This window comes from Gordonia terrae (assembly GCF_001698225.1).
In the GTDB taxonomy this organism is placed as follows: domain Bacteria; phylum Actinomycetota; class Actinomycetes; order Mycobacteriales; family Mycobacteriaceae; genus Gordonia; species Gordonia terrae.
Genome location: NZ_CP016594.1, coordinates 827,696 through 847,504 on the forward strand (window position 1 = coordinate 827,696; position 19,809 = coordinate 847,504).

22 protein-coding genes are annotated in these 19,809 nt (G+C 68.1%); 16 read left to right on the plus strand and 6 right to left on the minus strand.

The window, feature by feature from the left end; genetic code table 11:
- The first annotated feature begins 36 nt into the window (after window positions 1-36).
- The 6 genes from BCM27_RS03845 (at window position 37) to BCM27_RS03870 (ending at window position 5,711) form a co-directional block, all read left to right on the plus strand.
- Window positions 37-1,377 carry a DUF445 domain-containing protein gene (locus BCM27_RS03845; protein ID WP_004022752.1) on the plus strand — a complete coding sequence of 447 codons (1,341 nt, stop codon included), beginning with the start codon at window positions 37-39 and terminating at the stop codon, window positions 1,375-1,377.
- 164 nt (window positions 1,378-1,541) lie between these two features.
- Window positions 1,542-2,057, plus strand: a complete 516-nt coding sequence (locus BCM27_RS03850) for a helix-turn-helix domain-containing protein (protein WP_004022753.1) — start codon at window positions 1,542-1,544, stop codon at window positions 2,055-2,057.
- Between the two features lie 3 nt (window positions 2,058-2,060).
- Entirely contained in the window at window positions 2,061-3,320 is a 1,260-nt protein-coding gene (locus tag BCM27_RS03855; RefSeq protein WP_004022754.1) for a hypothetical protein, read from the plus strand.
- Window positions 3,321-3,388: 68 nt separating this feature from the next.
- Complete coding sequence (locus tag BCM27_RS03860) at window positions 3,389-3,712, plus strand: DUF2516 family protein (protein WP_004022755.1); 324 nt, start codon at window positions 3,389-3,391, stop codon at window positions 3,710-3,712.
- Between the two features lie 6 nt (window positions 3,713-3,718).
- Window positions 3,719-4,537 carry a MerR family transcriptional regulator gene (locus BCM27_RS03865; RefSeq protein ID WP_004022756.1) on the plus strand — a complete coding sequence of 273 codons (819 nt, stop codon included), beginning with the start codon at window positions 3,719-3,721 and terminating at the stop codon, window positions 4,535-4,537.
- 58 nt (window positions 4,538-4,595) lie between these two features.
- Window positions 4,596-5,711 (plus strand): alpha/beta fold hydrolase, encoded by a 1,116-nt coding sequence (locus BCM27_RS03870; protein WP_033205821.1) that lies wholly within the window; start codon window positions 4,596-4,598, stop codon window positions 5,709-5,711.
- Window positions 5,712-5,720: 9 nt separating this feature from the next.
- Here BCM27_RS03870 and BCM27_RS03875 read toward each other — a convergent pair whose 3' ends face one another.
- Window positions 5,721-6,815, minus strand: coding sequence for a UDP-N-acetylmuramate dehydrogenase (locus BCM27_RS03875; protein WP_004022758.1), 1,095 nt, complete (start codon window positions 6,813-6,815; stop codon window positions 5,721-5,723).
- 38 nt (window positions 6,816-6,853) lie between these two features.
- Here BCM27_RS03875 and BCM27_RS03880 point away from each other — a divergent pair, with 38 nt between their 5' ends.
- From BCM27_RS03880 to BCM27_RS03900, 5 genes are all read left to right on the plus strand, one after another.
- Complete coding sequence (locus BCM27_RS03880; RefSeq protein ID WP_004022759.1) at window positions 6,854-7,360, plus strand: DUF2505 domain-containing protein; 507 nt, start codon at window positions 6,854-6,856, stop codon at window positions 7,358-7,360.
- A 10-nt stretch (window positions 7,361-7,370) separates the two neighbouring features.
- Window positions 7,371-7,883 (plus strand): DUF2505 domain-containing protein, encoded by a 513-nt coding sequence (locus BCM27_RS03885; protein WP_004022760.1) that lies wholly within the window; start codon window positions 7,371-7,373, stop codon window positions 7,881-7,883.
- A 95-nt stretch (window positions 7,884-7,978) separates the two neighbouring features.
- Window positions 7,979-8,674 carry a hypothetical protein gene (locus BCM27_RS03890; protein WP_004022761.1) on the plus strand — a complete coding sequence of 232 codons (696 nt, stop codon included), beginning with the start codon at window positions 7,979-7,981 and terminating at the stop codon, window positions 8,672-8,674.
- A gap of 14 nt (window positions 8,675-8,688) precedes the next feature.
- Window positions 8,689-9,564 carry a carbon-nitrogen hydrolase family protein gene (locus BCM27_RS03895; RefSeq protein ID WP_033205824.1) on the plus strand — a complete coding sequence of 292 codons (876 nt, stop codon included), beginning with the start codon at window positions 8,689-8,691 and terminating at the stop codon, window positions 9,562-9,564.
- Complete coding sequence (locus BCM27_RS03900; protein WP_004022763.1) at window positions 9,561-10,742, plus strand: hypothetical protein; 1,182 nt, start codon at window positions 9,561-9,563, stop codon at window positions 10,740-10,742. Before BCM27_RS03895 ends, BCM27_RS03900 begins: the two co-directional genes overlap by 4 nt.
- Before the next feature lie 22 nt (window positions 10,743-10,764).
- On the opposite strand, the gene BCM27_RS03905 is transcribed toward BCM27_RS03900, so the two are convergent.
- The gene (locus tag BCM27_RS03905) at window positions 10,765-11,391 is read right to left on the minus strand and encodes a hypothetical protein (RefSeq protein ID WP_004022764.1); all 627 of its coding nucleotides are present in this window, start codon (window positions 11,389-11,391) and stop codon (window positions 10,765-10,767) included.
- Window positions 11,392-11,611: 220 nt separating this feature from the next.
- Between BCM27_RS03905 and BCM27_RS26185 the strand changes: the two genes are divergently transcribed.
- Window positions 11,612-11,740 (plus strand): hypothetical protein, encoded by a 129-nt coding sequence (locus tag BCM27_RS26185; protein WP_255220192.1) that lies wholly within the window; start codon window positions 11,612-11,614, stop codon window positions 11,738-11,740.
- A gap of 516 nt (window positions 11,741-12,256) precedes the next feature.
- Here the strand turns inward: BCM27_RS26185 and purU are convergent.
- Window positions 12,257-13,168, minus strand: a complete 912-nt coding sequence (gene purU / locus BCM27_RS03910) for a formyltetrahydrofolate deformylase (RefSeq protein ID WP_004022765.1) — start codon at window positions 13,166-13,168, stop codon at window positions 12,257-12,259.
- Between the two features lie 27 nt (window positions 13,169-13,195).
- Here purU and deoC point away from each other — a divergent pair, with 27 nt between their 5' ends.
- Window positions 13,196-13,873, plus strand: coding sequence for a deoxyribose-phosphate aldolase (deoC, locus tag BCM27_RS03915; protein ID WP_033205849.1), 678 nt, complete (start codon window positions 13,196-13,198; stop codon window positions 13,871-13,873).
- A gap of 30 nt (window positions 13,874-13,903) precedes the next feature.
- On the opposite strand, the gene BCM27_RS03920 is transcribed toward deoC, so the two are convergent.
- Together BCM27_RS03920 and BCM27_RS03925 are read right to left on the minus strand one after the other, a co-directional pair.
- A complete protein-coding gene (locus tag BCM27_RS03920; RefSeq protein WP_004022767.1) occupies window positions 13,904-14,887 on the minus strand; it encodes an NAD(P)/FAD-dependent oxidoreductase in 984 nt (327 codons plus the stop codon).
- Entirely contained in the window at window positions 14,884-15,783 is a 900-nt protein-coding gene (locus tag BCM27_RS03925; protein ID WP_004022768.1) for a class I SAM-dependent methyltransferase, read from the minus strand. Before BCM27_RS03925 ends, BCM27_RS03920 begins: the two co-directional genes overlap by 4 nt.
- 47 nt (window positions 15,784-15,830) lie before the next feature.
- Here BCM27_RS03925 and BCM27_RS03930 point away from each other — a divergent pair, with 47 nt between their 5' ends.
- Window positions 15,831-16,442, plus strand: coding sequence for a helix-turn-helix domain-containing protein (locus BCM27_RS03930; protein ID WP_004022769.1), 612 nt, complete (start codon window positions 15,831-15,833; stop codon window positions 16,440-16,442).
- Between the two features lie 65 nt (window positions 16,443-16,507).
- Window positions 16,508-17,764, plus strand: coding sequence for a L,D-transpeptidase (locus BCM27_RS03935; protein ID WP_033205827.1), 1,257 nt, complete (start codon window positions 16,508-16,510; stop codon window positions 17,762-17,764).
- A 12-nt stretch (window positions 17,765-17,776) separates the two neighbouring features.
- Here the strand turns inward: BCM27_RS03935 and BCM27_RS03940 are convergent, their stop codons facing one another.
- On the minus strand, window positions 17,777-18,541 hold the full coding sequence (locus BCM27_RS03940) for an SDR family NAD(P)-dependent oxidoreductase (RefSeq protein ID WP_004022771.1): 765 nt from the start codon (window positions 18,539-18,541) through the stop codon (window positions 17,777-17,779).
- Window positions 18,542-18,627: 86 nt separating this feature from the next.
- Here BCM27_RS03940 and BCM27_RS03945 point away from each other — a divergent pair, with 86 nt between their 5' ends.
- Window positions 18,628-19,755 (plus strand): ROK family transcriptional regulator, encoded by a 1,128-nt coding sequence (locus tag BCM27_RS03945; RefSeq protein WP_004022772.1) that lies wholly within the window; start codon window positions 18,628-18,630, stop codon window positions 19,753-19,755.
- The last annotated feature ends 54 nt before the right edge of the window (window positions 19,756-19,809 follow it).

A 19,809-nucleotide genomic window follows, 5' to 3' on the forward strand; every position in this document is an offset into this window, starting at 1 on the left:
AGCCAGCGTAGTCGCTCGATGGGTGACACTGGTCCCATGGCATCGACAGTCATCCCGGGAGTCGCCGGTCAGCACGAGGGCCCGCCGGCCAAGTCGTCCTCGCCCGGATTCGGCGGGAACAGCGCCGGAGACGAGGGCAGGCGCAGGGATCTGCGCAAGATGAAAGCCGTGGCCACGGGCTTCCTGGTCTTCGCGGCGATCGTGTATCTGTTCACCCGCTACCTCGAGCATCGCGACGGCGCCGAGGTGGCGGCATGGGTCGGCTATGTCCGCGCGGCCTCGGAAGCCGGGATGGTGGGCGCGCTCGCCGACTGGTTCGCGGTGACCGCGCTCTTCCGCCATCCGCTGGGTATCCCGATCCCGCACACCGCGCTGATCCGCAAGAAGAAGGACGACATCGGCGACCAGCTGGGCGGCTTCATCGAAGAGAACTTCATGACGCCCGACGTCGTGGTCTATCGCGCCGAGCAACTCGATCTGCCGCGGCGCCTGTCGACGTGGGTCGCGGACCCGCGCAACGCACCGCGGGTCAGCGGTGAGGCCGCGCGCGCGATCAAGCTCGCCGCCGAGATGCTGCGCGACGAGGACGTCGAACAGCTCATCCAGGCGGCGCTGAAGTGGGCGGCCGAACCGCAGTGGGCGCCGCCCACCGGCCGCATCCTCGAACAACTCATCGCCGAGGATCGGCTGGAACCGGTGTTCCAGCTGCTGTGTGATCGGGCACACGAGTGGGCGGTCGGCAGTCAGGACCTCGTCGACCGGGTGGTCGACCGGGACGGACCGCAGTGGACGCCGAAGTTCGTGAACAACCTGGTGGGTGACCGGATCTATCGCGAACTCGTCGATTTCACCTACAAGGTGCGGATGGATCCCGACCACGAATTGCGCCGCGCCATGCACCAATTCGTGGAGAAGTTCGCCGACGACCTGCAGAACGACCCCGACATGATCGCGAAGTTCGAGGCTCTCAAGCTCGAACTGGTGGGGCGCGACGAGGTGACCGGCGCGGCGTCGACGGCATGGCAGACCGGCAAGGCCGTGATCGAGGAGATGCTGTCGGACCCGAACAGCACCCTGCGGAACACGCTGTCGGACTCGATCATCCAGCTCGCGCAGCGAATCCGTGACGATCGTCCGCTGCAGGAGAAGATGAACGGCTGGGTGGCGAGGGTCGCACACCACGTCGCCGCGAACTATTCACAGGAGATCATCTCGGTCATCACCGAGACCGTGCGCGGGTGGGATGCCGACGACACCAGTCGCAAGATCGAACTCCAGGTCGGCCGGGACCTGCAGTTCATCCGCATCAACGGCACCGTTGTCGGCGCACTCGCCGGACTCGTCATCTACTCCACGTCGGTGCTGATCTTCTCCTGACGGGTCGTGGGGCGGTCGGCCGCGGCGTCGACACCGGGCAGTTTGCTGTGTGCTTGCACGGGTTAGCAGTCGTGTTGATACTGGGGGAACGGGCCTGAAGTCGGACACCTCGCCGAGCGTCCCGACCGACGACACCGGAACAGGTCCCGGGGAACGGAGCGTTGATGCAACCCGAGAAGGACGACGCGTCTCCCGACGCCGACGACGCCTCGGTCGCAGACGCCGTCCCGGTCACGGGATCGTCCACTGCCGCAGCCGGTTCGGAGGTCGCCGACGAAGGGGACGACGGGTCGACGCCGATCGCCGTGGAGGCGGTGGAGGCCGTGGCCAACGCGGCCCAGGACATCGGCGCCTTCATCCGATCGCAACGCGTGGCGGGCAAGGTCTCGCTGCGTCAGCTCGCGGAGCGGGCCGGCGTGAGCAATCCCTACCTCAGTCAGATCGAGCGTGGACTGCGGAAACCGTCGGCGGAGGTGCTCGCCCAGATCGCCAAGGGGCTCCGCGTGTCGGCCGAGGTCCTGTATGTGCGGGCGGGGATACTCGAAGAACGGCCCGCGAGTCCGGTCCGTGATGCTCTCATCGCAGATGACTCCATCAACGAACGCCAGAAGCAGATGTTGCTGGAGATCTACGAGTCATTCCGAAAAGAGAACACGCTCGAGTCGACCGGCAAGGAGTAGTTGATGAGCGAGAACCCGTTGACCACAGCCGTGGGGCAGGTGGCTGCTCTGCTCGCAGACGTGCGCGAGCGCGGCGAGGCCGCGAGCGAGCAGGCCCAATCCAAGCTCGTCGAGACCGTCGGTTCGACCCAGGCGAGGGTTGCCGACGCGCAGTCCAAGATCGCGGAAACCGTCGAGAACACCCAGTCCAAGCTCGTCGAGACCGTCGGTTCGACACAGTCGAAACTCGAGGCACGGCTGACGGAGTCGCGGGATGACGCGCAGGCGCGGATCGACGAGGCGCTCGCGACAGCTCTGGCGCTGTTCGAGGAGGCCAGGACCAAACTGTCGGCTCTGCCGGTCGAATTGCCCGCGGAGATAGAGGAATTGAAGACCAGGTTCTCGCCGGAGGAGTTGCGGAAGGTCGCCGAGGCGTACCTGGCGGTCGCCGCAGGCCTGCTGACCGCCCTGTCGGAACGACGGGACGAGGCGGTGGAGAAGCTGAAGTCGCAGCCGCTCCTCGGGGAGAATCTGCCGAAGCTCGAGAAGGTGTACAACGACGCGGTCGGCCTCACCGAAGACGCGCTGGGCTCGATCTCCGAGCAGACCCGTGCGGTCGGCGAGCGTGCGCTGAAGCTGGCGAACCGTTCCGATGCCGACACCGAGGCGTCGGCGAACACCCCGCGGTCCGGTCAGGCAACGCCCGAAGCGCAGGCTTCGCTCTCGCCGAAGGCGGCGGCGAGGGTCGCCGAGGCCAAGGCGGCGGTCGACCGGGCCCCGGTGAGCACGCCACCCGAACCGCCGGCCGAGACCCGGAAGGCCGCAGCGAAGAAGTCTCCCACCGCGAAGGCGGCCGCGACGAACGCCCCGGCGAAGAAGACCCCGGCGAAAAAGGCCCCGGCGAAGAAGGCCCCGGCGAAGAAGACCGCCGCAAGCACGGCGGCGCCCGCCAAGGCCGCCACCAAGAAGGCCGCGGCCGTCCGAGGCGCCGCCGAACGGGCCGCCGCCAAGAAGACGGCGGGGGCCAAGAAGACAGCGGGGGCCAAGAAGACGGCGGGGGCCGAGAAGACGGCGGGGGCCAAGAAGGCTGCCGCGACGAAGGCCCCGGCCGAGACGCCCGCGAAGAAGACGCCCGCCAAGAAGACGCCCGCGAAGAAGGCCCCGGCCACGAAGGCCGCGGCGAAGAAGGCTGCAGCCAAGAAGACCCCGGCCACGAAGACCCCGGCCACGAAGACCCCGGCCAAGAAGACGCCCGCGAAGAAGGCGTCTCCCGGCGCGGAATGACGCCGAACGGGGCGGGTGACGGCTCCGCATCGTAGGGTGTCGCAGCAAACCCGACTCGCGCGACTACAGTGTTCGACGTGGACTTCTTCAGCGTATTGGCCTACGGCCAGAGTCTGATCATGTTGACCCTGACGTTGGTCGCGGGCATCGCCTCGACCCTCGCGCTGATCCATGCGGCCATCCAACGGCCCGACGCCTTCCCGGCGGTGGACCGGCAGAGCAAGGTCATCTGGGTCTCGATCCTCGCAGCCGCGACCCTGTTCATCTGGTTCTTCGGGGCGGTGAACTTCCTGGGCATCATCGGGGTGGTCGCCATGCTCGTCTACCTCGTCGACGTGCGCCAACGTGTCGACGACATCCAGGGCAAGTCCTGGTTCAGCAAAAGGGCCTGACCCGTCGTGGCGGAATATCGGATCAACGACCTGGCCGAGGCGTCCGGGGTCAGCGTGCGCAACATCCGGGTCTACCAGGACCGCGGACTGCTGCCGCCACCCACCATCCGTGGTCGCGCCGGCTGGTACTCCGACCAGCACCTCGTCCGGTTGAATCTCATCTCGCGCATGCTCGAGCGCGGGTACACCTTCGCCACCATCAGTGAGCTGTTGCACGCGGCACATCACGGCATGCGGGTCGAGCAGATCCTCCGTGGCACGCCGAAGGGCGGCCGGTTCCGCAACTTCAAGCGTGCCGCGACGATCACCATCACCGAGCTCCGCAAGACGCTGAACGCCAGCGACCGGTCGATCGCACTCAGTCAGAAGCTCGGGTTGCTGGCGAAGGACGGCGCGCACTACGCCATCCGCAACCCGGAGTTGCTCGAGGGTGCCGAGATCCTGGTCAAGAGCGGGGTCGACATCGACGTGCTGCTCGACCGGTGGGTACGCGTCCAGGAAGACCTCGAAGACGTCGCCACCAGCTTCGTCTCGATCATCACCGACAAGTACTTCGACGAGAATCTCCCCGACCTGGGCGAGGCCGGGGTCAGCGAGATGGCCGACCTCATCCAGACCGTGCGGCCGATCGCCCACGAGATCGTCGAGACCACCTTCCGCAAGGCGCTCGACGAGCAGATCTCGAAGGCCATCGGTCAGGCGGCCACCTACTTCGACGCCGAGGTTCCCGCGCCGGTCATACCCGCTGACGACGAGCCAGAGCAGGCACAGCCGAACTATGAGACAACGGACATTGGTACATTGAACCCCGAGACGGGGCGCTGAGCCGGATTCGGTGCCTCGCAGTGGACCGGTGAGGTCCTCCAGAGGTGAGGGGTGCCGAGTGAACACGAAATCATTGGCCAGTGCGGGCGGTGTCGCCACCGCGATCGGTGCCGGCGCGGTTGCGGTGGGGATCGGAACGATCTTCACGCGCCTCGCGCGTGAAGCGCTACACGCCGACGCCGCCGTCGACGACGGACCGGATGATCTGCTCACCCGGCCGGACAACGCCCCACGGCGCCTCGAGGTCCGCACCGCGGACGGGACGCAGCTCAATGTCGAGGTCTACGGGGACGCGCCCGACTCCGACGTCGACGACACGGGCGACGTCATCGTGATGGTCCACGGCTGGACCTGCAACACCGCCTACTGGTACCCCCAGATCAATCACCTCGCCGCCACCGAGGGCGGCTCCCGGCGGGTCGTCGCCTACGACCAGCGAGGTCACGGTCGGAGTGAACGTGGCCGCCGCAGACCGACCGTGGCGATGCTCGGCCAGGATCTCGACGCGGTGCTGGAAGCCGCGGTGCCCGCGGGGCGTCGCGCGATCCTGGTGGGACACAGCATGGGTGGCATGACCATCATGTCCTGGGCGGCCCAGAATCCCGAGAAGGTCGGGTCGCGGGTGTCGTCGGTGGTGCTGGTGTCGACCGCGGCCAAGGCGGTCATGGACAACCACCTGCTGATCCCCGTCGATCTGCCCGTGTACGCCAAGCCGTTCGCCCCGGCGGCAGCGAAGATGATCACCTCGGTCCCCGTGCCCATCCCGAAGACGTCTTACGGTGTGCGCTTCTCGCACTACATCGCGCTGGGGCCGAACGCCCGCCGGGCACACGTCGAGTTCGTGGACGAGATGATCGGGGCGTGCCCACCCCGCGCTCGCGCCGGGTGGGGATCGGCGATGGGGAAGCTCGACGTCACCGCCGGACTCGCGGCACTGTCGGTGCCCACCACGGTGGTCGTCGGCACCGAGGACCGGCTCACTCCGCGACTGCACGCCGAGCAGATGGCGGAGGTGTTGCGGCGCAACGGCTCCCTGCGCGACTTGGTGGTCTACGAGGGTGTCGGACACATGTCGAGCATCGAGGCCGCCGAGCGCTTCAACGCCCTTCTCGACGAGGTCGTCGCAGAGAGCTCGCGGGCGACCGAGGAGCGCAAGGACGTCCAGTCGGTCTGACGGTCCTCGTCAGAGACTGCAGTTGACCAGGACCGGCTCCGGTCGCAGCGTCACACCGAATGCATCGGCGACCCCGTCGCGCACCTCGCGGGCGAGGTCGAGTAGTTGCGTGGTGGTCGCTGAGCCCCGATTGGTCAGTGCCAGAGTGTGTTTGGTCGACAACCTGACCGCCGCGTCCGGGCCCGGGTGGCCGCGGTGGAATCCGGCCCGTTCGATCAGCCACCCGGCCGACAACTTGATCGCCCGGTCGGCGTCGTCGGAACCGGCGGGATAGGTCGGGATCGCGACATCGTCGCCGACGCGCGCCGCGATCCGTTCGAGTACCGCCGGGGCCTCGGCCCCCGGCACGATCGGATTCGTGAAAAACGATCCGGCACTCCAGGTGTCGAAGTCCGCGGCGTCGAGGACCATGCCCTTGCCGGCGCGCAGGCCCAGGACGGCCGCGCGGACCTCTGCCGCGTCGACACGATCATCCGGTTCGACGCCCACACGGGTCGCGAGTTCGCGATAGCGGATGGGCTGGCTCGCGCGATTCTCGTTGAGCCAGAACGACACCGCGACGACCACGAAGTCGTGACGGTGCTTCAGATTGCTGGTCCGATACCCCAGGCCCAGCTCGGCGGGGGAGACCCACCGCAGATTTCCGGAGCGTCGGTCCAGGACCTGGACCGACCGCAGGATGTCGGCCACCTCGACGCCGTAGGCGCCGACGTTCTGAACCGGCGTCGCCCCTGCGGCGCCGGGGATTCCGGACAGGCACTCGAGCCCGCCGTAACCTGCGTCCACCGTCGCGGCGACCAGTTCGTCCCAGCCCACCCCGGCGTCGGCGACGACGTGCGCGCGACCCGACTCGCGCCCGGAGCCGAACTCGACGCCGTCGCTCGCGAGGACGACCGCGGTGCCGTCGAAGCCGGCATCGCCGATGACGAGGTTCGAACCGCCGCCGACCACGAGCACCGGCTCGGATCGTTCATCGAGGTCGAGGATGGTCTCCACGATGGTGCGGGTGTCGGCGCATCGGATGATCTCGCGCGCGGGTCCGCCCAGACGCAGGGTGGTCAGCTCGGCGAGGGGCGCGCTCAGCGGCGCCTGCGTGTCGGTCACGTCCTCAACGTTAACCGGCGAGCGGTAGCGTTCTCTCCATGGCGAGCAAGCTGCAGCACACGGTGTCCTATCCCTTCTCCACCGCGCGACTGTGGGCGATCTACACCACCGAGAAGTACTGGCACGACCTCGTCGAGCGCATGAACTCCGGACACGGTCATGTCGAGAAGGTGACCATCGCCGGTGACACGGTGACGGTGGAGATCCAGCAGGGCATCCCCGCGGACAAGCTGCCCTCGGCGGTCACCAAGGTGATGCCGGGCGACCTCCGCATCCCGCGCAAGAACACATACCGCCTGGTCGGCGACCGGATCGAGGGGGAGACCCATGCGACGGTCGACGGGGCGCCGGTACCGGTCGACGTCACCGGCACGACGCTGACGACCGGCGATCCGGCGACCACCGACAATCGCGCCGAGGTGACGGTGAATCTGCCACTCTTCGGCGGCAAGATCGAGAAGTCGGTGGTCAGCGAGTTGTCGGCGCTGCTCGACGCGGAGCGCGGACACACCGTCGAGTGGGAGAGCGAAAATCCGCTGACGTAGCCTGGGCTGCATGGCACGACGGCTCAGCTACTCCGCTCGGTACACACACCCCGCGGAGAAGCTCTATCAGGCCCAGAGCACCAAGCAGTACTGGGACGACATGATGGCAGGCTTCCAGATGATCTCCCCGCACTGCGAGGTCGACTCCTTCGTCTCCGACGAGACGGGCATCCGGGTGGTCCTCAAGCAGACTATCGGCAGCGATCAACTGCCTCCGCTCGCGAAAACGGTGATGAAGAAGGACATGGTCATCACCCGCGAGGAGACCCTGGGGCCCTTCGATCCGGACAACACCAAGGGCACGTACAACGCGTCGATCCCCGCGGGACCGGGCAGTCTCAACGGCTGGCAGGAGCTCTTCCCCACCGACAACGGCGGCTGCACCATCCGCCGGACCAGCGAGGCCAAGGTCTTCGTCCCCTTCGTCAACGGCAAGCTCGAGCAGATGATCCTGATCAACCTCGTCGACCTCTTCCGCGCCGAGGCCGAGTACGCCAAGGACTGGGTCGCCAAGAACTTGTGAGCCGTCCTGGCCGAATAAGACCCGGTCACAGACCGCAGGGCCGGGTCACCCGGGGTACGACGAACATCAACCGGCTTCGGCGCGTCGACCGATGGATGGTGCACTCGCCGCTGGTTCGATCCGCGCTATACACCCCGCGCCCCCTCGTCGTCGACCTCGGTTACGGTGCGCGCCCGGACACGACCGTCGAGATGGCCGTGCGGCTGCGTTCCGTCGCGGCGGATCTGGAGATGGTCGGCCTCGAGATCGACCCCGAACGCGTCGTCGAGCCGCGCGCGGGTGTCCGGTTCGGATTGGGCGGCTTCGAGCTGGGTGGCCTGCGGCCGCGCCTGGTGCGCGCGTTCAACGTCCTGCGCCAGTACGACGAGGACGAGGTCGATGATGCGTGGGCGCGGATGCGCTCGGCCCTCGCTCCGGGCGGGGTCATCGTGGAGGGCACCTGCGACGAGATAGGCCGGCGGTGCAGTTGGGTACTCCTCGACTCCGATGGTCCGGTCAGCCTGACGCTCAGTTGGGCCCCGGAGCATTCGGACCGTCCGTCGGAACTGGCCGAGCGTCTGCCCAAGGCGTTGATCCATCGCAATGTCCCGGGTGAGCGGATTCATGCGCTGCTGGCCCTGGCCGACCAGTGCTGGGACGTCGCCGCCCCGCTGGCGCCGTACGGCCCGCGGGTCCGGTGGATGCATGCGCTGGGTCTGCTCCGCGAACGCGGGATCGACTGCGAGGTGCCGAGGCGTCGCCTGTCGGACAACGTGCTGACGGTTCCGTGGGAGGCGGTCTCGCCCAAGTAGATACTGTGGCCGCTATGCGTGTGGCGATGGCCCAGATCAGTTCGACCGACGACCCGACCGCCAACCTGGCGACGCTGCGTTCGGCCACCGAGGAGGCGGCATCCCGCGGCGCCGAGCTCGTCGTGTTCCCGGAGGCCACGATGTGCCGGTTCGGCGTGCCGTTGAAACCCGTCGCCGAGGACATCGACGGTCCGTGGGCACGCGGGGTGTCCGAAGTCGCCGCGGCGTCGGGCGTCACGGTGGTGGCCGGTATGTTCACCCCCTCCGGCGACGGCCGCGTCCGCAACACCCTCGTCGTGGCCCATCCGGACGAAACCCGTCTGGAGTATCACAAGATCCACCTCTACGACGCGTTCGGTTTCACGGAGTCGAAGAACGTGGCCCCGGGCTCGGAACCACTGACGTTCGAGGTCGGGGGCGTCACCGTCGGTGTCGCCACCTGCTACGACATCCGTTTCCCGGGGCTGTTCACCCATCTGGCCCGGTTGGGGGCCCAGGTGATCGTGGTCCCCACGTCGTGGGGTGCCGGCCCGGGCAAGCTCCGTCAGTGGGAGGTGCTCGCCGCGGCCCGAGCGCTGGACTCGACGACCTTCGTGGTGGCCGTCGACCAGGCAGTTCCCACCGACGACGAGGCCGCGTCGTCGAGTGCGCCCACCGGAATCGGACACAGCCAAATCACAGACCCGTTCGGTACGTTGGTCGCCGCGTATCCGGATAGCATCCGGGTGGACGTGCACGACCTCGACCTAGCACTGGTCGAGAAGGCCCGTACGCAACTGGCAGTCCTCGCCAACGAGCGGCCCCTGCCGGTCGGCGGTGGAACGGACAACGACGTGACGCCGGCCCACGCGCGGCTCCGCGAGTCAGACGACCCAGGACGGAACCCATGAGCGACAGCAACACGCCCCGCCCCGATTCCTCATCCGGGGAGCCCGCCGACGAGACCGGGAAGCTCGATCCGCACGCGGGTGACCCCACCCACACCGATCCCGCGGCCGGCGAGACGACTCCGGCCGAACGAGGCGGCGAATGGCAGCCGGTCCCCGGCGCAGGTCACGGTGAGCCTCCCGCGACCGAGCAGTTCGCGACCGAGCCGATCGTCCCGGGTGGGCAGGCGTACTCCGCCATCCCGCCGTCGGACGGCGACACCACGGATCTCGGCGGTACCAAGCCGCCGACGTCCCAGTTCGCACCCGGCGAGGATCCCTACGGCCCCGCCGCGGCGTCGGGACCGATCACCCCGGGTCCTGCCGACCCCACCGGCAGCGGGCCGGTCTTCACCTCACCGCGCAAGAAGCGCAGCACGGGCAAGATCGTGGCCTTCAGCCTGGTCGGCGTGCTGCTCCTGGTGGTGATCGGCGCGGTCGGCAGCGAGCTGTACCTGCGCAACAAGGTCACCAACTGTCTCGAGGAGTCCTTCAGCGGACTCACCGGCGTGCCCACCGAGGTGTCGCTGAGCCGCAAGCCGATCATCCTGCAGGGCAGCGGTGACATCCCGTTCGTCCAGGTCGACACCGATGACAGTGCCGGGGGCGTCCGCCTGCACATGCGCGCCGACGGTATCTCCGGCACCGAGAACTCCACCGACATCCGCAGTCTCAACGGCACGGGCTTCATCCCGTACGAGCGGATCGTCGAATTGAGCAAGGAGCAGGCGTCCGGCGCCGGGACCGGCACCGGAACCGGGGCGGGCGGTGTCGGCGCGGTCGAGCAGATCACCGGCAACGCCGCCGACGGCACCTTCGAGGTCCAGGCCGCGTTCCCGGTCATGGTCTTCCAGGTGCCGGTGTCGGCGACGATCAAACCCGTTCTCAAGGACGGCCGGGTCGACTTCGAGGTCGTCAAGGCCAGCGCGCTGGTGTTCGGCATTCCGCCGGACTTCGCGCAGCAGATCGTCGATCAGATCACGACCTCGTCGCTCGGACCCTTCTTCGACGAGGTGCAGGTCGACTCGCTGAAGGTCACCGACACGGGCCTCGAGTTCGGGGTCAGCGGTTCGGACGTGCAGTTGACGAGTGAGATGACCGGCACGTCGTCGCAGGGGCAGTCGGGCGGCTGCTCGGTCTGACCGGTCGCGCACCCGCCGGGGGCTAGACGACGGTTCCGGGTGGGTCGACTCTCAGGAACCAGACCGTCGGCCCATCCGTCAGGGTGAACTCGTCGTAGACCCGGCCGCGCCATTTGCGGGCATACACGTCGATCATCTGCGCATCCGCGGTGCTGGCGGTGACCGGCGATCCCGCGTCGAGAGCTTGTCGCAGAACCGGCTCGAGGAGCGCTGCGAGCGTTCCGTGTCGTCGATGGTCCGGGTGGACCAGTGCGAAGACGATGCTGTGTGCACCGCCGACCGCACGTGCCCGGGACTTCTCCTGCAGTTCGCGGAAGCGAGCGATGAAACCGTCGATGGCGATCACGAAATGGCGCGAGCGCGCCATCAATTCGTCGTCGACGGGTTGGGTGTGGTGGTCGGGGCCGGCGACGGCCATCAGGGCGACCATTTCGCCCTCGGGCGTGAACATTCCCTGCGCCCCCGGCAGGTGGTCGGTGAAGAGAATGTCGCCGTACCAGCGAAACGCCTCGACGGGGGCCGCCTCGCCCAACAGCCAGCGGTACACGGGGACTTCGCGAATCCCGTTTTCGAGGAGATCGAGTGCGCGGTCACGGTCATCGGTGATGAGGGGGCGCACCCGCACGTCGGCCGTCTGCACCTCTGTCATTCCGCCATATCAGCACACGGGTGTGCTTTTCGGGGGTCCATTCGAACTGTCGGACATCGATTGCACGTTTGTTAGATCATCATTTGATAAGGCAAACCATCAATTATTCATATCGGAGGACGTTTCCGTGATCGGTCTGTAACGTCGCCGTCAGGTCGTTCCGCGAGATGAGACGTGCGGCCGAAGACGAGAGATCTCATCACCATCAAGGGAGACGGATATGGCAGGCATTGTCGAGGGCGGTATCGCTGGTGCGATCGGTGGAGCCGTCGAGGCGATTCTCGGCGGTCTCGGAGACGCGGGTTCGATCGGCGGCGGATCGATCGACGGCAGTGATTCCGGGGCCTGATCAGACGGAATACGGTTCAGCGGTTGGTGACGCGCGGCGCCACCAGCCGCTGACCTCTTTCTGGGTCAGATCAAGAACGGCGACAACGCGCAGTACGTTGCATTGTCGATGCATCGAGAAAATGTTCGGATTCTGTTTACGTTGATTTCAATCAATGTGTCTTCGGCAGCTCACCTGCGGCAATGCCGGCCCTTCGCCCCTGTTTTCTCGGAGTTCCGGTAATTGATCTCGACGGTAGGGGAGACATTTCCGAAATCGATATGTAACGTCGGCAACGAGCCGACGCACGGGTGAGAGCGGACGGTGATCTACGAACAATCTCACCGATGACGAAGGAGTAGATATGTCAGACGCAATCGAAGGCGGCATCTCCGGCGCTATCGAGGAGATCCTCGGCAATGTGCTCACCGGTTCGCTCGGCAACGACGACGCCGGCACCGGCGAGTAGCCATTCGGCACAGACTCGGCCACCGCCCCGCGACGAAAGTCGCGGGGCGGTGTGCTGTATCGGGGTCGTCAGTTGAAGACGACGGTCTTGCGGCCGTGGACCAGGACGCGATCCTCGAGGTGCCAGCGCAGACCACGAGAGAGCACCAGGGTCTCGATGTCCCGACCCTGACGGACCATGTCGGCGACCGAGTCGCTGTGGTCGACACGGATCACGTCCTGCTCGATGATCGGTCCGGCGTCGAGATCTGCTGTGACGTAGTGGCAGGTGGCGCCGATGAGTTTCACACCTCGAGCAAAGGCCTGATGGTAGGGCCGGGCGCCGATGAAGCTGGGCAGGAAGCTGTGATGGATGTTGATGGCCCGGCCGGCCCACGCATCACACAACTGCGGCGGCAGGATCTGCATGAACCGCGCCAGCACCACCGCGTCCGGTTGATAACCGTCCACGATCCGTCCCACCTCGGCGAACGCCTCGGCCTTGCGTTCACCCGCGAACGGCACGTGGTGGAACGGGATGCCGAACCTGGTGGACAGGTCCTCCAGTTCGCGATGATTGCCGATGACGGCGCGGATGGCGGCAGGGAGTTCACCCCGATGGGCGCGGCCCAGGAGGTCGACGAGGCAATGGCTCTCCTTGCTCACCAGCAGCACCGCGGACTTGGTCTCCCGCGAATCGGTGAGGCGCCAGTCGGTTTCGGGGCCGAGCTCGGCGGCCACCTCGGCCGCGAAGCGCGCACGTAGTTCCGCCGCGGTCGACGACACCGAATCCACGCGGATGGCCTGGCGGGTGAAGAACCAGCCGGTCTCCTCGTCGGAATGGTAGGCGGCCTCGGTGATCCAGCCGCCGACCTCGGTCAGGAAGGTCGAGATCCGGGCCACGATGCCGGTGCGGTCGGGGCATCCGAGCGTGAGTACATAGCGGTGCTCGGTCTGATCTGTCTGGGTTCGACCTGTCGGGGTCGTCTGTCCGGGGGCCACGACAGTCAGTGTGCCAAGCTCGTCGGTGTGACGAACACGGACCTGCGACGCGGCGACGTCGCCGCCATCATCGACCACACACTGCTGAAGCCGGAGGCGACCCGGGCCGACGCGGAGGCCACGGTGGCCGAAGCGGCGCGGCTCGGGGTGTTCGCCGTCTGCCTGTCACCGTCGATGCTCCCGATCGACACCGGGGAACAGCGGACCTGCGTCGTGGCCGGATTCCCGTCGGGCAAACATCACTCGCTGGTCAAGGCGGCAGAGGCGCGTCTGGCCGTCGACTCCGGCGCCGACGAGGTCGACATGGTGATCGACGTGGGCGCGGCCGTCGACGGCCGGTTCGACGAGGTGTTCGCCGACGTCCTCACGGTCCGTGAGGCGGTCGGGGACGAGACCCTCCTCAAGGTGATCATCGAGTCGGCGGCGCTGCTGCAGCTCGCGGGACCCGACACCGTCACCGAGGTGTGCCGCCGCGCCGAGCGGGCCGGTGCGTCGATGGTGAAGACCTCGACCGGTTTCCATCCGGCGGGCGGCGCGAGCGTCGAGGCGGTGCAACTGATGCGTGCCGCGGTGAGCGACCGGGTCGGAGTGAAGGCGAGTGGTGGAATCCGGACCGCCGACTTCGCGGCCGAACTCGTCGCCGCAGGCGCAACCCGGCTCGGGTTGTCCGCGTCGGCCGCTGTCCTCGAGGGTTTCCCCGAGTAGGCGGCCGACGGCGGTGCGGATGGTCGGCCGTCAGGCCGGCGCGGCGACCGTGGCGTGCAGGTCCGCGATGACCAGGCTCGCGTTGACCGCTGCGCCGGCCGAGAGTCCCTCGCCCATGGCCACGGTCACCATCGCGTTCAGGGTCGTCGTGTTGCCGGCTGCCCACACACCGGGTAGCGCGGTCTCGCCCATCGGGCCGGTTCCGACGACGCCGCCCATGCCCATCGGACCCTCGGCGAGTTCTCCGCCCAGACGCTCGTAGAGCTCACCCCGGACCACGAACCTCGGTGAGACGACCACCGCGTCGGCGTCGACCAGGGTGCCGTCGGACAGGAGGACGCCGTCGAGGCGGGCCGATCCGTCGTCGTCGCGCGTCCGGACGCGCTCGACGCGGGCATCCACGACGTCGATGCCGGTGACCGCGAGATGCCGCCGGTCATCCGCGGACAGGGCGGTCGGATCGTGCGCGATCACCGTGACCTGCTCGGTGAGCTGGCGGAACATGAGCGCCTGATGCGCGGACATCGGGCTCGTCGCGATCTGGACGATCCGGGTGCCGCGGACCTCGTAACCGTGGCAATACGGACAGTGCAGGACATCGTGCCCCCACAGCTCGGCGACTCCGGGGATCTCCGGGAGTCGGTCGACCAGTCCGGTCGCGAGGATGAGGCGCTGGGCCACCACGACCTCGCCCGACGAGAGGTGCAGCGTGAAGTCGTCGATGGAGCCGGTGGCGTCGACGACGGTGCCCGACCGGATCTCCGCCCCGTATCCCGTCGCCTCCGCGCGGCCACGCGCGAGCAGGTCGAGGGGGGAGATCCCGTCTTGTCCGAGCACGTTGTGGGCTGCCGCTGCCGGCGCGTTGCGCGGTTGCCCCGCATCGATCACCACGACCCTGCGCAGCGAACGCGCCAGTGCTGTTGCGGCACTGAGTCCCGCAGCTCCGCCGCCGACGATCGCGACGTCGTATCCGTTTGCGGTTGAATCTGTTTCGGTGGTCACGGAATCGGTCATCGGTCACTCGCTCTCGGGGTGGGGGTTGCGGTCGTGCGCGGTCGGGCGATCCAGAGGAGCCGCCCAGCGGACAGGGTCAGGTCATCCAGACGCTGTGCGTCGGAATCGGATTCGTCGGTCAGGTGATCGAGCACGGCCAGGTCGGCCGAATCGAGGGAGTCGGCCAGCCGGTGCCGGAACTGGGCGAACCAGTGACGCGCGTAGCGCGCGACCGACCGGCTCGGTTCGCTCCGCTCGACGTGGATGGTCTCGAAACGGAGGACGTCGTACCCGGCGTCGTCGAACGTGTCGGTCCAGTCCACGAGCGCCTCCCACCCGGCCCCGGCCGCCGCGGCTCCGCAGCGGTCCTGCAGGCCGCTCAGCTCGGTGTCCTCGTGTGCGGGGACGAAACGCGGGACCCCTGCCATCTCGGTGATCACGACGACCCCGTCCGGTCCGAGCGACGTCGCAGCCTCTCGCAGCAGGCGCTGCGGATCGGCGACGTGGTGCAGCGACATGGCCGCCCACACGACATCGGGCGATCCGAGCGGCGGCAACCCGTCGTCGAGATCGGCGACGACGGCGGTCACCCGATCGTCGAATCCGCCGTCCCGCGCCCGGCGATCGACGAGCGCGACCATGTCGGGCGAGCCGTCGACCGCGACGATCCGCGCATGCGGGAAGTGGCGGGCGAGTGCCTCGGTCCCGGTCCCGGTGCCTGCGCCCAGATCCGCGATGCGCACCGGCGCGTGCCCCAGCGACTCCGCGATCAGGCGTGCGGCGTCGTCGAGGTGGTCGGCCATGAGTTCGGCGTCGAGGTCGAGGACCGCGGCGAGGCGGGCATGGTCGTGGTGGTCGGCGTGGTTCGCGTGAGCGTGGTGTCCGGTGGCCGGTTGGTGGTGGTGAGTGCTGGACATGACTCCACGGTAGCGGCATCATGCCCCGATGGCATACAGTCTTGCCAATGACGCAAGAACTCGATGCAGTCGTCCGTCAGCGCATCCGTGGGCTCCGGATCGCGCGGGGCTGGACGCTCGATGCCCTCGCCGCCCGGTGCTACTTGTCGCCGTCCACCCTCAGCCGGATCGAGACCGGTCACCGCCGGGTCGCTCTCGACCAGCTCGTGCCGATCGCGCGCGCGCTGGGCACCACCCTGGACCAGTTGGTCGAACCCGCCGACGACACCGACGTCGTCATCCGGCCCCAACCGCACACGGTGGAGGGGATGACGATGTGGTTGCTCTCCCGCGAGAACGCGCCGCAGGGCGTGACCGTGGCGAAGATGCGCTTCGACCGCGAGCAGCCCGTCGGTGATCTGCGCGTTCATCCCGGTTACGAGTGGTTCACGGTGCTGTCCGGAACGGTGAAGCTGTGGCTGGGCGACCGAACGATCCTGGTACCCGAGGGCGACGCCGCGGAGTTCTCGACGATGATCCCGCACGCGATCTGCGCGTATCAGGGCCCCGCGGAGGTGCTGTCGATGATGGATCACGCCGGTGAGCGCGCTCATCTGCCGTCCGTGCGGACCGCACCCGCGGCGCACGGTGATGACCCCGCGGGCGCCCCGGACGCCTGACCACCCGACTCCGCGGCCCGCACACCACCGATGCGGGGCGGCGCATCGGTACTGTTGTTGCGGTGATGACTCCTCAGACCTCGGTGAACCGACGCTCCGTGCTCGCCGCGGCCGGGGTCGGCGCGCTCGGGGTCGCGGTGGCGGCCTGCTCGGGCTCCGGCCTCGGTCCCGGCGGGGACACCCCGGCCGACCCCTCGGTCCGTCTGACCTTCACCCCGGCACTCGACGCCGAACCGGCCGGCCCGACCGCCGAGTTCTCGGTGAAGGCCACAGACGGATTTCTCAACCCCGACGTGAAACTGACCAATCCGCGCGGAGTCGTGGTGAAGGGCCAGTTGTCGGAGGACCGGACGACCTACACGATCAGCGAACCGCTGGGCTACGGCACCGAATACACCTGGAGCGGAACGGCGGTGGGAATCGACCGCAAGGTCGTGCCGGTCGCCGGGACGTTCACCACGCTCACCCCGTCGAGTCAGGTGAACGTCGTCGTCAACATCGGCGACGGGCAGGAGGTCGGCATCGCGGCGCCGATCATCCTGAAGTTCAACGGCACGGTCGAGGACAAAGAGGCCGTCGAGCGTGCGCTGACGGTCACCACCACCCCGCCGACCGAGGGGTCGTGGGCGTGGCTGGGGGAAGACAACGGCTCCCGCGTGCACTGGCGGCCGCGCGAGTACTACGCGCCCGGCACCAAGGTCAGCATGGCGGCCAAGCTGTACGGGCTCGACCACGGTGGCGGAGCCTACGGAGCCGCCGATGTCACCAGCGACTTCTCCATCGGGCGCGCGCAGGTGGTGAAGGCCGAGGAGTCCTCGCACCGGATCGTCGTGCTCCGCGACGGCGCCGAGCTCATGAGCCTGCCGTGTAGCTACGGCGGCGGCGACCTGGACCGGAACGTTACTCGCTCGGGAATCCACGTGGTGACCGAGAAGTACGAGGAGTTCTTCATGAGCAACCCCGCCGCGGGCTACTTCAACATCCGCGAGCGCTGGGCCGTGCGGATCTCCAACAACGGCGAGTTCATCCACGCCAACCCCGAGACCGTGAACGTGCAGGGCTCGGCGAATGTCACCAACGGGTGCATCAACCTGTCCGAGTCCGACGCCGAGCGGTACTTCGGGGTCGCCGTCTACGGCGACCCGGTGGAGGTCACCGGCACCCGGATCGCGTTGTCGGAGGCCGACGGCGACATCTACGACTGGATCTACGACTGGGAGACGTGGCAGGGCATGTCGGCCATCAAGGGCGAGGTCCGCGAGACCTCGGTGCCCGCGACCCCCAGCGGGGCGCCCACCTCGAACGCCCCGGCACCGCGTTAGCGAGCCACACCACTAGCCCGTCTTGATGTTCCGTCGGGCGGAGGCCTGGTCGCGTGGCTTGAGGATGATCTGATCCAGGTTCACGTGCGGCGGGCGGGACGCGACGAACCCGATGACCTCGGCCACGTCCTCGGCGACCAGCGGCGTGAGGCCCTCGTAGACCCTGTCCGCGCGTTCCTGGTCGCCCTCGAAACGGACGAGGGAGAAGTCGGTCTCGACCATGCCCGGGGCGATCTCGGTGAGCCGTACCGGCTTCCCGAGCAGTTCGTAGCGCAGTGTCCGGTGGGTGACACCCTGGGCGTGTTTCGCCGACGTGTACCCCGCGCCGTTGTCGTAGGCCTCGAACGCCGCGATCGAGGTGACGGAGACGATCAGACCGTCACCCGAGGCGATGAGCGCCGGCAGCAGCGCCTTGGTGACCCGCAGACTGCCCAGGACGTTCGTCTCCCACATCCAGCGCCAGTCGTCGAGGTCGGCGGTCGACACCGGGTCCAGGCCCTTCGCACCGCCTGCGTTGTTCACGAGCACATTCACCGTGTCGAGTCCGGCGACGAATGCGGCCACCGACTCGTCGTCGGTGACGTCGAGTTGCCTTCCCGTGCCCCCGATCTCGTCGGCGAGCGCCGTCACCCGATCGAGGCGGCGGGCGCCGAGGACCACGTGGTAACCCTGCGTGGCGAGCCGGCGCGCGGTGGCCGCGCCGATACCCGAACTCGCGCCGGTGACCACGGCGATCGGTCGGTTGTCCGTCGACTGAGAGGTGGTGTCGGTGCTCATGGGCTCAACCTTACGGATGCCCGCAAGGCGGCCGTAGGGCCCGTCGGCCGGGCTCGGCGACCTCGCCGCGCTGCTACATTCATCGCATGCGTGGGGGAGTGATCCCGGCGGCGCTGCAACTGACCTCCACTCCGGCGGCGGCGGTTCTGCACGCGATCCGGGTCAATGGGCCGGTGACCCGGGATCAGCTCGCCTCGACGACGGGTCTGTCGCCGGCGACCATCAACCGTCAGGTGCATGCGCTGGCCGCGCACGGCCTCGTCGTCGAACGTCCCGATCTCGCTGGACCGAAATCGATTGGCAGACCCAAGAATCCGCTGACCATCGACCATGACTCGCTGTGCGTGGCAGGTATGCACATCGGCGCGCGCCGGACCGTTCTCGCCATCGCCGATCTCGGCGGGCGGACGCTGCACAGCCACGCCGTGCTGACGCCGACCGGCGATCAGGAAGACGCCCTGCGGCATCTCAGCGGACTGCTCGCCGAACTCGCCGCGCGCTTCAGCGGGCGTCGGGTGCTGTGGGGTGGGGTAGCGGTCGGCGGGGCGGTCGACGCCGAGACCGGAGTGGTGAACCACCGGGTCCTGGGTTGGCATCAACTCACCGTGGGCGCAACACTTGCCGAGTACCTCGACACACCGGTATCGGTGTGCGAGCACGTCGAGGCGATGGCGGCCGCGGAGCTGCTCCTGTCCCACCCGCGGGACGACGGGGGTTCCGGTCTGTTCTTCTATGCTCGCGAAACAGCGGGGATGGCAATGACTCTCGACGGCCGGGTGCACGTACCCGAACGAGGGGCGGGCACCATCGCCCACCTGCCGGTCACCGCGCCCGTGCTTGCTCCCGGGCTCACCCGGGTCCGGCTGCAGAACGTCATCGGCAACGACGCCGCGGAGGTCGCGGCGCGTCGGCTCGGGATCAGTCCCACGTCGGCTCGGATCGTCGACGAACGAGCCCGCGTCCTGGGGGAGTCGGTAGCGCTCATCCGGGACGTGATCAATCCCGACGCCATCGTCGTCGCCGGTGATGCCTTCGCCGCGCACCCGCACGGACTCGCTCCCGTGCAGGCGGCGTTCGACGAAGCGACCACGCTGTCGTGGCCGCTGGAGATCGCCCCCTCGAGATTCGGTGTGCGCGTCCAGGAGAGCGCGGCGGTCGTGGTCGCACTCAGCGTCATCTACGCGGACCCGGTCGCCGCGATGGCGACGCTGTAGCGGCCCCCGGTACTGCCTGCCGCTGCCGTCGTGGCGCGCATCCCCTACGGTGAG

Bases quoted from the DNA above. Each gene is read 5' to 3' on its own strand.
- BCM27_RS03845 (WP_004022752.1), top strand. From the start codon at position 37: ATGGCATCGACAGTCATCCCGGGAGTCGCCGGTCAGCACGAGGGCCCG.
- BCM27_RS03850 (WP_004022753.1), top strand. From the start codon at position 1,542: ATGCAACCCGAGAAGGACGACGCGTCTCCCGACGCCGACGACGCCTCG.
- BCM27_RS03855 (WP_004022754.1), top strand. From the start codon at position 2,061: ATGAGCGAGAACCCGTTGACCACAGCCGTGGGGCAGGTGGCTGCTCTG.
- BCM27_RS03880 (WP_004022759.1), top strand. From the start codon at position 6,854: ATGGCGAGCAAGCTGCAGCACACGGTGTCCTATCCCTTCTCCACCGCG.
- BCM27_RS03885 (WP_004022760.1), top strand. From the start codon at position 7,371: ATGGCACGACGGCTCAGCTACTCCGCTCGGTACACACACCCCGCGGAG.
- BCM27_RS03890 (WP_004022761.1), top strand. From the start codon at position 7,979: ATGGTGCACTCGCCGCTGGTTCGATCCGCGCTATACACCCCGCGCCCC.
- BCM27_RS03895 (WP_033205824.1), top strand. From the start codon at position 8,689: ATGCGTGTGGCGATGGCCCAGATCAGTTCGACCGACGACCCGACCGCC.
- BCM27_RS03900 (WP_004022763.1), top strand. From the start codon at position 9,561: ATGAGCGACAGCAACACGCCCCGCCCCGATTCCTCATCCGGGGAGCCC.
- BCM27_RS03905 (WP_004022764.1), bottom strand. From the start codon at position 11,391: ATGACAGAGGTGCAGACGGCCGACGTGCGGGTGCGCCCCCTCATCACC.
- BCM27_RS26185 (WP_255220192.1), top strand. From the start codon at position 11,612: ATGGCAGGCATTGTCGAGGGCGGTATCGCTGGTGCGATCGGTGGAGCC.
- BCM27_RS03920 (WP_004022767.1), bottom strand. From the start codon at position 14,887: ATGACCGATTCCGTGACCACCGAAACAGATTCAACCGCAAACGGATAC.
- BCM27_RS03925 (WP_004022768.1), bottom strand. From the start codon at position 15,783: ATGTCCAGCACTCACCACCACCAACCGGCCACCGGACACCACGCTCAC.
- BCM27_RS03930 (WP_004022769.1), top strand. From the start codon at position 15,831: ATGACGCAAGAACTCGATGCAGTCGTCCGTCAGCGCATCCGTGGGCTC.
- BCM27_RS03935 (WP_033205827.1), top strand. From the start codon at position 16,508: ATGACTCCTCAGACCTCGGTGAACCGACGCTCCGTGCTCGCCGCGGCC.
- BCM27_RS03940 (WP_004022771.1), bottom strand. From the start codon at position 18,541: ATGAGCACCGACACCACCTCTCAGTCGACGGACAACCGACCGATCGCC.
- BCM27_RS03945 (WP_004022772.1), top strand. From the start codon at position 18,628: ATGCGTGGGGGAGTGATCCCGGCGGCGCTGCAACTGACCTCCACTCCG.